This is a genomic window from Pseudaminobacter soli (ex Li et al. 2025), assembly GCF_003012705.1.
Classification (GTDB): domain Bacteria; phylum Pseudomonadota; class Alphaproteobacteria; order Rhizobiales; family Rhizobiaceae; genus Pseudaminobacter; species Pseudaminobacter soli.
On the sequence record NZ_PXYL01000002.1, the window covers coordinates 510,947 to 523,712 of the forward strand.

Annotated in this window: 10 protein-coding genes; 4 read left to right on the plus strand and 6 right to left on the minus strand. The window is 61.0% G+C overall.

Annotated features, from left to right (window positions below; all coding sequences use genetic code 11):
- The first annotated feature begins 4 nt into the window (after positions 1-4).
- Positions 5-3,139, plus strand: a complete 3,135-nt coding sequence (locus tag C7I85_RS05975) for an efflux RND transporter permease subunit (RefSeq protein ID WP_106723012.1) — start codon at positions 5-7, stop codon at positions 3,137-3,139.
- 58 nt (positions 3,140-3,197) lie between these two features.
- Here C7I85_RS05975 and C7I85_RS05980 read toward each other — a convergent pair whose 3' ends face one another.
- Positions 3,198-4,802: an L-lactate permease gene (locus C7I85_RS05980; protein ID WP_106723013.1), complete on the minus strand. Its 1,605-nt coding sequence runs from the start codon at positions 4,800-4,802 to the stop codon at positions 3,198-3,200.
- Positions 4,803-5,039: 237 nt separating this feature from the next.
- Entirely contained in the window at positions 5,040-5,504 is a 465-nt protein-coding gene (locus C7I85_RS05985) for an Lrp/AsnC family transcriptional regulator (protein WP_106723014.1), read from the minus strand.
- A gap of 192 nt (positions 5,505-5,696) precedes the next feature.
- Between C7I85_RS05985 and C7I85_RS05990 the strand changes: the two genes are divergently transcribed.
- Positions 5,697-8,021 (plus strand): transketolase, encoded by a 2,325-nt coding sequence (locus C7I85_RS05990; protein WP_106723105.1) that lies wholly within the window; start codon positions 5,697-5,699, stop codon positions 8,019-8,021.
- Positions 8,022-8,076: 55 nt separating this feature from the next.
- Here C7I85_RS05990 and C7I85_RS05995 read toward each other — a convergent pair whose 3' ends face one another.
- Positions 8,077-8,709 carry a PQQ-binding-like beta-propeller repeat protein gene (locus C7I85_RS05995; RefSeq protein ID WP_106723015.1) on the minus strand — a complete coding sequence of 211 codons (633 nt, stop codon included), beginning with the start codon at positions 8,707-8,709 and terminating at the stop codon, positions 8,077-8,079.
- A 9-nt stretch (positions 8,710-8,718) separates the two neighbouring features.
- Positions 8,719-9,939, minus strand: coding sequence for a helix-turn-helix domain-containing protein (locus C7I85_RS06000; RefSeq protein ID WP_106723016.1), 1,221 nt, complete (start codon positions 9,937-9,939; stop codon positions 8,719-8,721).
- 88 nt (positions 9,940-10,027) lie between these two features.
- On the opposite strand from C7I85_RS06000, the gene C7I85_RS06005 reads away from it, so the two are divergent.
- A complete protein-coding gene (locus C7I85_RS06005) occupies positions 10,028-10,822 on the plus strand; it encodes a DUF899 domain-containing protein (protein ID WP_106723017.1) in 795 nt (264 codons plus the stop codon).
- Positions 10,819-11,100 carry a hypothetical protein gene (locus C7I85_RS06010; protein ID WP_106723018.1) on the plus strand — a complete coding sequence of 94 codons (282 nt, stop codon included), beginning with the start codon at positions 10,819-10,821 and terminating at the stop codon, positions 11,098-11,100. The genes C7I85_RS06005 and C7I85_RS06010 overlap by 4 nt, the downstream gene beginning before the upstream one ends.
- Positions 11,101-11,119: 19 nt before the next feature.
- Here the strand turns inward: C7I85_RS06010 and C7I85_RS06015 are convergent, their stop codons facing one another.
- Together C7I85_RS06015 and C7I85_RS06020 are read right to left on the minus strand one after the other, a co-directional pair.
- Positions 11,120-11,980 (minus strand): helix-turn-helix domain-containing protein, encoded by an 861-nt coding sequence (locus tag C7I85_RS06015; protein ID WP_106723019.1) that lies wholly within the window; start codon positions 11,978-11,980, stop codon positions 11,120-11,122.
- Between the two features lie 134 nt (positions 11,981-12,114).
- Positions 12,115-12,750, minus strand: coding sequence for an invasion associated locus B family protein (locus C7I85_RS06020; RefSeq protein WP_245444830.1), 636 nt, complete (start codon positions 12,748-12,750; stop codon positions 12,115-12,117).
- Between the last annotated feature and the right edge of the window lie 16 nt (positions 12,751-12,766).

The window sequence follows — 12,766 nt, forward strand, 5'->3', positions numbered from 1 at the left end:
CAGAATGAATGCCATCTCGTCCTGGTCGATCCGCAATCCGGTTCCCACCATCGTCCTGTTCCTGTCGCTGACGGTGGCGGGGATCTGGGGCTTCATGCAACTCCGCATTAACAACACACCCGATATCGACCTACCCACCGTTACCGTCTCGGTCTCCCAGCCGGGTGCGGCGCCCAGCGAGATGGAAGTCCAGGTCGCGCAGGTGATCGAGAACGCGGTCGCCACGCTCGATGGCGTGGACGACGCCTCCACAAGCCTCAACGAGGGTTCGGCCACAATCACCGTCGAGTTTGCGCTGAACACAGATCCCGAACAAGCGACCAACGACGTCCGCAACGCAGTTTCCAGTGTGCAGGCCGACCTGCCGGCCGGCGCTTCGGAACCGGTGGTCACGCGTGTCAACGCCAGCGGCAACGCGTTGCTCTCCTTCGTGGTCGAGGCGTCCTCGATGGCGCCAGACGAGCTGTCCTGGTATATCGATAACGATGTTGCCAAGGCGCTGCTCGGCGTAGCCGACGTATCCAAGATCGAGCGGTCCGGCGGTGTCGACCGGGTGATCCGCGTCGAACTCGATCCGAACAGGCTGGCAGCACTCGGCGTGAGCGCGGCCGATGTCAGCCAGAAGCTCGCCTCTATCAACGTCAACCAGCCAGGCGGTCGCACGACAATCGGCGGGCGCGAGCAATCGGTTCGTACGCTTGGCGCTGTCACCACCGTAGAGGCGCTGGCAGACACGCGCATCCCGCTATCCAACGGCAGCGACGTGAAGCTCTCGGACCTCGGAACGGTGGTGGACAGCTGGGAAAAGCCGCGCCAGACCGCCTTCCTCGATGGACGAGAAGTGGTGTCCTTCAGCGTCTTCCGTTCCGTTGGCTCCAGCGAGGTCAAGGTGGTGGAGAAGGTGCGTGACAAGGTCGCCGAGATCGATGCGGCAAATACCGACGCGCGCTTCACCGAGGTGACCTCGTCGTCCGGCTTTGTCGAGGAAAGCTATGACGCTGCAATCGAGGCGCTTTGGCTCGGCGCGCTGCTGGCGATCGGGGTAGTCTGGGCCTTCCTGCGTGATATCCGAGCCACGCTGGTGGCCGCGGTCGCCATGCCGCTGTCGCTCATCCCAACCTTCGCGGTGATGGCGTGGCTCGACATCTCGCTCAACAACATCACGCTGCTCGCGCTCTCGCTTGTGGTCGGCATCCTCGTCGACGACGCCATCGTCGAGATCGAGAACATCGTGCGGCACATGCGGCAAACCGGGAATGGCGCCTATAAGGCCGCCCTGGAGGCCGCGGACGAGATCGGCCTGGCCGTCGTGGCAACGACAGCGACCATCGTGGCAGTCTTCCTGCCCGTCGCCTTCATGCCCGGCATCCCAGGCAAAATGTTCCTGACATTCGCGGTGGCCGTCTGCGTGTCGGTGCTGTTTTCGCTGGTGGTTGCCCGCATGCTAACGCCGCTGATGGGCGCATATCTGGTGCGTTCCGGCGGCCACGGCGAAGAGGACATGCCAGCCTGGGTGCCGACCTATCTCTGGCTGCTTCGGCTGGCGCTCAGATACCGCTGGGCCACGCTTCTTGCCGGCGTCGCCTTCTTTGTCGGCTCCATGCTGATGGCGACGCGGCTCCCCACCGAGTTCATGGCCGCGGCCGACCGCGGGCGCTCGATCATGTCAGTCCAGTTGCCGCCTGGCGCCACCATCACGCAGACTTCGTCCGTGGTGACGCAGATCACCGACCGCCTGAAGGACGATCCTGCGGTAAAGAGCATCTTTGCCACCGTGGGAACGGCCTCGCAATCAGGCGGCGGTCCGAACAGGGGGTCCACTGCGTCGGAGGTTCGCACCGCCAATGTCACTATCAACCTCGTACCGCGGAGCGAGCGGCATCTGTCGCAGCAGGAATTCGAGGCGGAGGCCACCGAAAAGCTGCGCGACATTCCCGGCGCGCGCATGCAGTTCGGTGGCGATGGTCTCTCTGGCTCCAAGGTTTCGGTGACGCTGGTGAGCGCTGATCCGGACGCATTGCAGTCGGCAAGCGAGGCACTGCTCGAACAGATGAAGACCGTACCCGGCCTCGCCAACCCGAACTCGACGGCTATGAGCACCAAGCCGGAGCTGATTTTCCGGCCGGATAATGCACGGGCGTCGGAACTCGGCGTCACGCCGACGGAAATCGCAATGACGGTGAAGGTGGCCACGATCGGCGACAACGACTCGAGCTTGCCGAAATTCAATCTTGGCGATCGTCAGATTCCGATCGTAGTGACCTTGCCGGACGAGGCGATAGCCGATCCCACCACGCTTGCCATTCTGCCGTTGATCGGCAGCAAGGGTACGGTGCCGCTTGGATCGGTGGCCGAGATCAGCTTCGATGCCGGACCAAACAGCATCACGCGCGTGGGTCGCAACCGCAGCGCGACCGTCGAAGCGGAGCTTTCGGGGATCACGCTCGGCGAGGCGACCACGGCGATCCGGGCGCTGCCCGTCATGCAGAACCTACCCGCCGGCGTGAACGACCTGGCTCGCGGCGATTCGGCCCGCATGCAGGAGCTTTTCTCCGGCTTTGCCATGGCAATCATCTCCGGCGTGCTCCTGATGTATCTGACGCTGGTGCTGCTGTTCAAAAGCTTCGTCCAGCCGGTCACCATCCTGGTAGCGCTGCCACTCTCCATCGGTGGGGCGCTAGGCTTCCTGCTGCTGACCGGCAAGGCGCTCGGCATTTCGACTCTCATCGGCCTTCTGATGCTGATGGGCATCGCCGCGAAGAACTCCATCCTGCTGGTCGAGTACGCACTCATCGCCGAAAAGCAGCCCGGCATGAGCCGGCTGGAAGCTCTTCTGGATGCCGCCAGGAAGCGGGCACGGCCGATCGTCATGACCTCGATCGCGATGGGCGCCGGCATGCTGCCGATCGCGCTCGGCATCGGCGCGGATGCGGAGACCCGCATGCCTATGGCGATTGCCGTAATCGGCGGCCTCATCTCCTCGACAGCGCTGAGCCTCGTCTACGTGCCTGTTGTCTACACTTTCATGGACGACCTGCAGCGCTTCCTCGGGAGGCATCTGAAAAAGCTGCTGGTCGAGCAAGCGCCAACAGAAAGTTCCGAAGCCGCTCCCGCCGCATTGGAGGATTTGAACACATGACGCAATGGCGGGCCGATTGCGGCTGCAACCTGCCAATGTGCCGGAAACGAAAACAACCTCAGATCTTTGCGATGCCAGGGAAGAAAAGATAGCAGGCGACACTGATCACGATGAGATAGGCAAGCATCACCAGGCACCAGAAGAAATTGTGCCGGATGACTTCACCTTCGTGGCGCACGAAACGTGTGGTCGAAACGCCGACGCTGGCTGTCTGTGGCGCGATGGGTTTTCCAATCTCTGCGCCGACTGAATTGACCGTCGGCAGCAGCAGCGGCGGGAAACCGAGGAGTTGCCCGACCAGAGCTTGGAATTTGCCGAACATGGCGTTGGTGGAGGTATTGCTGCCAGACAGGGCGACGCCGATGAATCCGAGAATTGGAGCGACGATTATAAAGGCAGTACCGAGTGACGAAAAAGCCTTCGCCAGCGACGCTGCCATACCGGAGAAGTTGTAGACATAGGCCAGCCCGAATATGAACACCCCGACTAGGCAGGCTCCCCACATCTGCGACCAGGTCTTGTTCCAGATTTCGGCAAGTTGCCCGCGGCTCACACGCAACAGCAGCGCGACGATGATCCACGATGCGAGGATCGCCGAACCGCCGACAAACGGTGTCCAGTTGAAGACCGCGGCGTTCTTCGCTCCCTCCACGATCGAGGATGCTGCAGCTACCTGCATATGCAGCACCACTATGCTGGGCAGCTTGGACCACGGTCCCGTCCAGGCGACGACGACGATGATCAGAACCGCGATCGGCATCCAGGCCTGGAAGATGTCACTGGTGGAAAGGCCATGATCGGCTGCCGTCGGGGGCCCCGTCAGCGGCTTGCCGCCATAACCTCGCATCTGCTTGGGCTGCCAGACTTTTAGCAGGACGAGCAGGCATACAAAGCACACGATGGAGCCCGCGATATCGGGCAGATAGGGACCGAGAAAGACGCCGACCGGCAATTGGCCGGCAATGTATGCGAGCGACCCGACAACGGCGATTGGCCATGCCTCCCACATGCCTTCCTTGCCCGAAACCAGATAGAGCAGGATCCACGGCGGCAACAACGCCAGGATCGCAACGATCTTGCTGACCGACCCCGACAGCGCAAGCAACGGATACCCTGTGACAGCCGCGAGCGCGATGATGGGTGCACCGAGCGCGCCGAAGGACACCGGTGCGTTGTTGGCGATCGCGGCCACCCGGACGGCATCGAGATCCGGAATATCGAGGGCGATCAGAATCGGGGCGACGAATGCCCATGGATAACCAAAGCCGACGAGGCCTTCCAGGAGCGCACCGAACGCCCAGGCAAACAGGATGGTTTGAACCCGGACATCCTGTGTTCCCTGTGCGATCAGCCAACGTCTCAGCTTGTCGAATGTGCCGGTGATGACCAGCGTGTTGAAAAGCATCACGCCCCAGAACGTGATCCAGTCGACATTCCATACGCCTGTGGCAGAGCCGTAGAGATAGGCAAGGATGCCGTCGCCGAGCGGCATGCGCCAGACCCAAAGCCCAAGCGCAAACGTAATGATTGAGCCGACAAGTGTCGCCACCCACGCCGACCAGCGAAGCGCGGCCAGCATGAACAACAATGCCGCGACCGGAAGCAGGGCTACGAGCCATGTGATGAACAAATTGCCGGTGGGATTGAGAATCTGGCTGAACATTTGAAAGACCGCCCATCAGAAAGTTGGCGCAGACGTTTCGTGTTCACTTCAAGGCAAATAGCGCCAAGGGCCGAATATCCGGCAGGCATGTAAGGTTACCAGATTTTGGCTGCAACGTTAAGGCGAACCGCGTTCACCGTGCGGCCCGGCTGACACGTTGCATGAGGCTCTTTTGTCGGACCGGCGGGGAGGGCCAGTTGCCCAATCTCTCCACGGCCTGGCGCCTACACGTCGCCATTATGGCAACGGAAGCACTTCGGATCGCTTGGTCTGACCGAGAGCAAAACTGGTTTCGATTGATGCGACGCCCTCGAGCCGGGTGAGCTTGGTTTTGAGAAAGGCTTCGTAGGCAGCAAGATCGGCCACCACGACGCGCATCAGATAGTCATATTGCCCTGTCATCAGGTAGCAATCCACGACCTCCGGCCATTTCGAGACGGTCTGCGCAAAGCGATCAAGATATTCTTCCCTTTGCCGCTCCAGCTTGATTGATGCAAAGGCGCTGACCGGCAAACCGATCTTGGCTTGGTCGATGACGGCGGCGTAGCCCTTTATGATGCCTTCGTCTTCCATCATCCGCAGACGTCTGGCGCAGGGAGTAGGGGAGAGCCCCACTTTGTCTGCAAGTTCCTGCAGCGTGATGCGCCCGTCGCTTTGAAGCACGGCGATGATCTTGCTGTCGATACGATCCAGCTTGCTCATTGGCGGAATCCTCCTCAAACTCGGCCACTGATAGCTGAATACATTAAAATTGGCTCAAACCACCCCTGCTTTTGGCAGATTCCTCTATTGGCGCCCCACTAAGGTTCCACCAAACGAAGAGGGGATTCCGTGGAAGACAAGATTGCTTTTCTGGCCGAGCTCGAAAAGAAGGTGCTGTGGCTGTCGAGCTGGATGATCCATCACGCCAACCATGTTCGGCCCAATGATGATGGATTGAAGGTCGGAGGGCACCAGGCCTCCTCCGCTTCGCTGTCGACGATCATGACGGCCCTTTACTTCTCCGTCCTCGAACCAGAGGACCGGGTTGCGGTGAAGCCGCATGCCAGCCCGGTATTCCATGCAATCCAGTACCTCTTGGGCAACCAGACCCTAGGCAAGCTCAAAAACTTCCGCGCCTTTGGTGGCGCGCAGTCCTATCCCTCGCGCACCAAGGATACGGATGATGTCGACTTTTCCACCGGCTCGGTCGGATTGGGCGCGGCGCAAACGGTGTTTGCATCACTGGTGCAGGACTATCTGAAGGCCAAGGATTGGTTCGCCGATAGGCGGGAAGGGCGCATGATCGCCCTGCTGGGCGATGCCGAGATGGACGAGGGCAACATCTTCGAAGCTTTGCTCGAGGGCTGGAAGCACGGTCTGCGCAATACCTGGTGGATCGTCGACTACAATCGCCAAAGCTTGGACGCCGTGGTGCGGGAAGGGCTCTGGGAGAGGTTCGAAGCGATATTCAGGAATTTCGGTTGGGAAGTTCAGATCCTGAAATATGGCTCGCTGCAGCGGGCTGCTTTTGCCGAGCCAGGAGGAGATGCACTCAAGCATTGGATCGACCAATGCCCCAATCAGCTTTATTCGGCGCTGACCTTCCAGGGAGGTGCGGCTTGGCGAAAGAGGCTGCTGGATGATCTCGGCGACCAAGGTCAGGTTTCCGCATTGATCGACCGCCGAAGCGACGCTGAGCTACAGGCACTGATGACCAATCTCGCCGGCCATGATCTGCCGGTCCTTCTCGAGGCGTTCGAAGCGTCCACATCTCATGATCGGCCCGTTTGCTTCATCACCTATACAATCAAGGGATACGGTCTGCCGCTAGCCGGGCACAAGGACAACCACGCTGGGCTCATGACGCCAGCGCAGGTGGGCGTACTGCGCGAAAAGATGTCCATCAGGGAAGGCCACGAATGGGAGCCCTTCGAGGGGCTCGCCAGCGAGAGCGACACCCTGGAGGCGTTCCTCCGACAGGTTCCGTTCCAACAAATGGGAAGGCGCCGCTATTCTGCTCCTCGGATCGAGGTCCCCGATCGGCTTGAGACGCAGATTGCGCCGTCGATGTCCACGCAGCAGGGCTTTGGTCTGCTGATGAACGAAATTGCAAAGCAGAGTTCGCCATTCGCCGAGCGGGTCGTGACGACGTCCCCCGACGTCACGGTATCGACCAATCTTGGCGCCTGGGTAAACCGCCGCGGACTGTTCGCACGCGAGGAATTGGTCGATCTGTTTCGCAAGGAGCGCATCCCGTCGACCTTTGCGTGGGATTTTTCGCCCAAGGGGCAGCACCTTGAGCTTGGGATCGCAGAGATGAACCTGTTCTTGATGCTGTCGGCACTCGGGCTTTCCCACTCGCTGTATGGCGAACGGCTTTTGCCCGTCGGAACTCTCTACGATCCCTTTATCGAGAGAGGCCTAGATGCATTGAACTATGCCTGTTATCAGGACGCCCGGTTCATCGTCGCCGCCACACCGTCGGGTGTCACACTTGCGCCGGAAGGCGGTGCACATCAATCGATTGCAACACCCCTCATCGGCATGGCCCAAGATGGACTTGCCTCGTTCGAACCTGCATTCGTCGATGAGCTCGCGATCATTATGAGATTTGCGTTTGATTATATTCAGCGCGGTGGCAGCAATGAGCCTGACCGCGGAAACTGGCTGCGGGATGCTAGCGGGGGCTCGGTCTATCTGCGGCTATCGACCCGCACGATCGACCAGCCCAATCGACAGATCGACGCCGGTATGGCTGCCGACATCGTTAATGGCGGCTATTGGCTGCGTAAGCCGGGTCCGAATGCAGAGCTCGTAGTCGCTTACACCGGGGTACTTGCGCCCGAGGCTTTGGAAGCGGTCGGGCTGATGGCAGAAGACCGCCGTGACATCGGCTTGCTGGCGGTGACGTCGGCAGACAGGTTGAACGCTGGCTGGACTGCCGCTCACCTTGGCAAGGAGCAGGGAATGGCCAATGCCCAGAGCCATGTTGAAAGGCTATTGTCGATCATGCCCAGGGATTGCGGTTTGGTAACTGTGGCCGACGGCCACCCCGCTACACTCGCTTGGCTGGGATCGGTGCATGGACATCGCACGCGTTCGCTCGGTGTTGAGCATTTTGGCCAAACCGGCACAATTGCCGAGCTTTATCGTCAGTATGGGATAGATGCGCAGGGCATCATGAAGGCGGCTCAAACGCTCATTCCGGGCAAGCCCATCAGGCATCTGCGCCATTAGCGACATTGATTGCCAAAGGTCATCCGGCGGTCCGAGCGCCGAGCCGGCTCGGGCCCTATCCGGGGCGGCGGATGGCGCGCACCTTTCCGCTGCCGCCGCCCCCACAGAAGAACCGATCGTTGCCGTTGGACTCGAGCCCCGACACCATCGTTCCGGGCGGCATTTCGAGTCTTTCGAGGACCTTTCCGGTTTTGGGATCGACATGTCGCAGTTCGCTCTCGTCGCCTTCCCAGGTGGCGTGCCATAGCTCGCCATCGATCCAGGTCACGCCGGTGACGAAGCGGTTGGACTCGATGGTGCGGAGGATCGTGCCATTTTCGGGATCGATCTGATGGATTTTCCGGTCCCGATATTGCCCAACCCAGAGCGATCCCTCGGCCCAAGCGAGGCCTGAGTCTCCTCCGCCACCAGGCGCGGGGATCGTGGCGAGCACCTGGCTCGTCTTCGGATCGACTTTCTGGATGCGATTCTCTGCGATCTGATAAAGATGTCGACCGTCGAACGCGGTCCCTGCATGCGCGGGGACATCGATCGAGCGCAGAACCTGCCCGTCAGCCGGATCGACGGCGTTCAGCCGCTCTCCCGACGCGAACCAGATGTGCTGACCGTCGAACGTGACGCCGTGCACTGCCTCGACGCCCGGAAAGGGTCCGTATTCCTTGATGATTTCGGCTGATGATCGTTTCATTCGCTTATCCTAGCCATTGGGCAGCGGAGCGGGGAGTAACAAAGACGTCGGAAATCCTGGCACGGACGGAGCGATCCATCGATGCGACCGCCCCTGGCCGAATGACTGCACTTTGCCTTCCGCGGCGAGTTGTTCAAGCGCTCGTTGCACGGTGCGTGGGCTGGCATCGAGTGCGATCGCCAGGGCCGAACTCGACCAGGACTCGCCATCGGCCAGCAAGGCGAGCACGACCGAATGCTGATTTTCGACGGGCGGCGCCAACACCACTATCTCGTTCGCACGGCGCGGCTTGAGCAGAAAACCTGTTTTCGTCGCGCTCACCTCCACCAACTCCCGAAGCACCGCACGAAGCCGTCCCATTTCTACCCGCAGCCGCGCGCGATGCGATTCATCGGCGTCCTTGCCGTGGAAGGCGCGTTCAATAAGCATATGTCTCGACGCGTCCCCCGGCCAGGCTTCTCCCAGCGTGCGGGCTAGCGCGAAGAGGATTGGGCGCGTCGCGAGCGAGACCACGCCTCTGCCATCCCGCACGACATTGCGACACCCATCCACCATAAGCGCTCCCGAAGATAAGAGCGCTTCCACCTCATCGAGCAGGAGCAGGCGTTCCTCGCCACGAGCGATAAGACGCGCCGCGGGCGTGTTCAGCGCGACCGATGCGTTCTCGACCTCCGCGTTCAGCGCGGGGATGTCCGCCTCTTGCGCCGCCAGCCTTGCTCGAATGAGTGCGGCATGGGCCGTCTTTGTCTGCAGGCGCCGGATCGAGATCCCCACGACCGCGAGCTCATAGGTCGCTCTCAGCGCAGGTGGGAGCAGCATTGGATCTTGCTCTGCAAGGGTACGCTCGGCCTGGTCGAGGTGACCGATCAGGAGCAGGCGACGGGCTTTCAGGTTGCGCGCATGCGCGGCGTTCAGGCGGTCGCCGTAGGCGTCGAGCGCCGCCTGGGCTGCGTCGAGCGCCTTCGCGGACCAACCGAGATCGCGAGACACGAGGGCGATCTCGGCCTCCGCGACGACGCACCGCGCGCGGGCCACTGCCTCTTTCGGGCCAAACGCGCGGGCAGCGCTCTTGAGGAGCGCCTTTGCTCGGACGAGATCACCGAGCTGCGCCATTGCTATGCCTCGGAGCGCGAGGGCAGGGGCGTCTTCGCGCAGGGCGACCCGGTTCAATGCGCCAAAGGGGTCGCCGTTAGCGAGCGCACGAGCGGCGGCGGTGATCAGCGAGTCCATTCGAATCCCGTCACAATTGTAACTCTCACCGTTCGACTTCCGGTGCCAAAACTATCCTACGACCAACAATTAGGAGGTTTCAAAAGCCATGACCACATCAGTCAGGAACGGACAAAAGGGCAGACAGCCCGTCATGCACACACCGCCAGTCGTGTCGCCGCAAGCATGGGAGGCAGCCCGCCAGCAACTGCTCGTAAAGGAAAAGGCCCAGAGCCACGCCCGTGACGCCCTGGCAGCCGAGCGCCGGCGCATGCCTTGGATGGCCGTGGAAAAGGCGTATGCGTTCGTGGGCCCTCAAGGCAACGTCAGTCTCCTCGACCTGTTCGAGGGCCGGCGCCAGTTGATCGTCTACCGCGCTTTCTATGAGCCGGGCGTGTACGGCTGGCCAGATCATGCCTGCCGGGGCTGTTCCATGGTGGCCGACCAGGTCGCCCACGTCGCCCACCTCAACGCCCGCGACACCACGCTTGTCTTCATCTCGCGTGCACCTCAGGCCGACATCGCGCGACTGAAGGCGCGAATGGGTTGGAAGATGCCTTGGTACACCATCACTGACAGCTTCGACGGCGACTTCGGCGTGGACGAGTGGCACGGCACGAACGTGTTCTACCGCGACGGCGACCGACTGTTTCGCACCTACTTCGTCAACAATCGCGGCGATGAGCAGATGGGGAACACCTGGAACTACCTCGACATCACGCCACTCGGCCGGCAGGAGGTCTGGGAAGACTCGCCCGACGGCTATCCCCAGACCCCGACCTACAAGTGGTGGAACTGGCACGACAGCTACGTGGCAGACGCAGAGCCCGACAAGAAGTGGGTCGAGGTGTCGGATGTCGGCGAGGCGGCGTTCCGCGACCAGCAGGGGAGCGCAAAGCCATGAACCATGCCGGTTGCGGCGAGTCAGACGAGCGAGCGCACAATCGGGATGCTGGCGTGCTCAAGGCGACTGACTGGCTGGGCCTGGCGGCATCGCCTACCTTCGCCATCATGGCGCTGCTGACCAGTGTTTTCGGCAGTGGCCAGGCGGAGATGCTCTGCTCGGGCATGCAATGGTCGCCGCTGAGCGGGATGGCCACGATGTATGTGCTGATGAGCGCCTTCCATTCGGCGCCGTGGCTGAAGCTGGCCTCCCGCCTGGGAAGCCAGTCCAAGTTCTGACATCGGTAGCGGCGAGGGTCTATTTGCCCTCCCGCAACTGCATCGGCGTCAGTCCACAGTGCTTCTTGAGCGTGAACGTAAGATGGCTTTGGCTGGCGAAGCCGCTGAGCAGCGCAACCTCGGTAACGGTCAGCTTTCCTTCGATCAATAGCTGCCTTGCGAAATCCAAACGCAACCCCATCAGATACTGGTGGGGTTGCTTGCCGAAGGACTTCGCAAAGGCTTGAATGAAATGGCGCGGAGACAATTCGCAAACGGCGGCCAGATCGGCCACCAGCAGCTTTCTTGTGAAATTCTCGGCCAAAAACTCCCTGATGCGACGCATATTGCTGGGCGAAAGCGCGCCGCGAGCATCGATTGTTTCATTCTCCGCCCCGGAATAGTTCCTCAGAAGATGGATGCCGAAGAAGGTAATGATCGAATCGACGTACAGTTCGTTTGGCGCCGGTCGTTCCGTAAGCTCAGACCTTAAAAGGCTGGCGAGATGCAACGCTTGCGGGTCTATCGCCGTGGCCATCATCGGACGCGGCTCGAAGATCTTACCGTCATATTCCCCCTCTGAAAGGGCTGCCATCGCAGACGGCGTGATGACGACCGCAACGCTTTCCTTCTTTGAAGGCCACACCGTCATGGGCTCACCCCCGGCGGGCACGATCCCCAGCGCGCCCGCTGGCACGTCAAACTCCTGGGCGACGCTGCTACTTACCGACGCCCTCACGTTCTTTGCGGAGGAAAAGAACACGGTCGCGTAATGGCTCTCGGCAACGAAGGAGAGCGAAGCGCCGGAGCGGATCGAATGTGTCGCCCCGCCACTGACCGTCACGATCCGGCTGCGATCCTTGTCTGGAATGAAGTCGAGCACTTTGCCGATAGTCTTCATGGAGTGATGACGCTGCGATGTTCGCCGCTGGCAGCACCCCCGTGACTATCAGCAATGCACTTTGGTTTCGTTCCGAAGTGACTTTCAAAGCGGCCGCCCCCTTCGGCCTTTTCCGTCACTCATCTAGGTCCCCGTTACTTCCCCGTGCCCAACTCGACCAATCGCTGATAAGCCGGCTTAAAGCCCTTGAGCGAGATGTCCGTCTTCGCCGGCTGGCCGGAGATTGCGGTCATCAACACGCTTGCCGCCTCGGCGCTCCCGAATTTCTCGATAACCTCTTTCGGCAGTTCGATCTCGGCTACGCAACCGGACGGCAGGCATGTACGGTAGGTGCCTTGCAGGACGTCCTCGTCACCGATCTGGACGCGAACGCCTTCCGACAGGAGAAGGCCGAACGGCAAGACCAAAGTCGCCTTGGCGGCCTCTTCGGCCTTGCCGATGGCAAACATCAGCACGCGCTGGCGCGACTCCTGCTGGATGAGCTCCTGACTCATCTGGCATGTGCGTTGCTGCTGCTCGCCTTCCATCCTGGTCAAGCACTGAACCGTCCAGGCTTCATAAGTTTCGGACAGTGATGTCGGGCCCTGCACATCGATTGCGCCTTGGGCCATCGCGTTTGATGTCGCCAGCACGCTGGTCAACGCAAACAGCAAATGCCGAACAGATTTAGATTTTCTCATAATGTCTTCGCACCCGTCCTTAGGGAGTTGCCGTTGATGGGGCCGCGCGGTTGCGACGTGACCCCGGAAGTTGCCAATCAGGCGCGGCACCAATTCGGAGACGCCA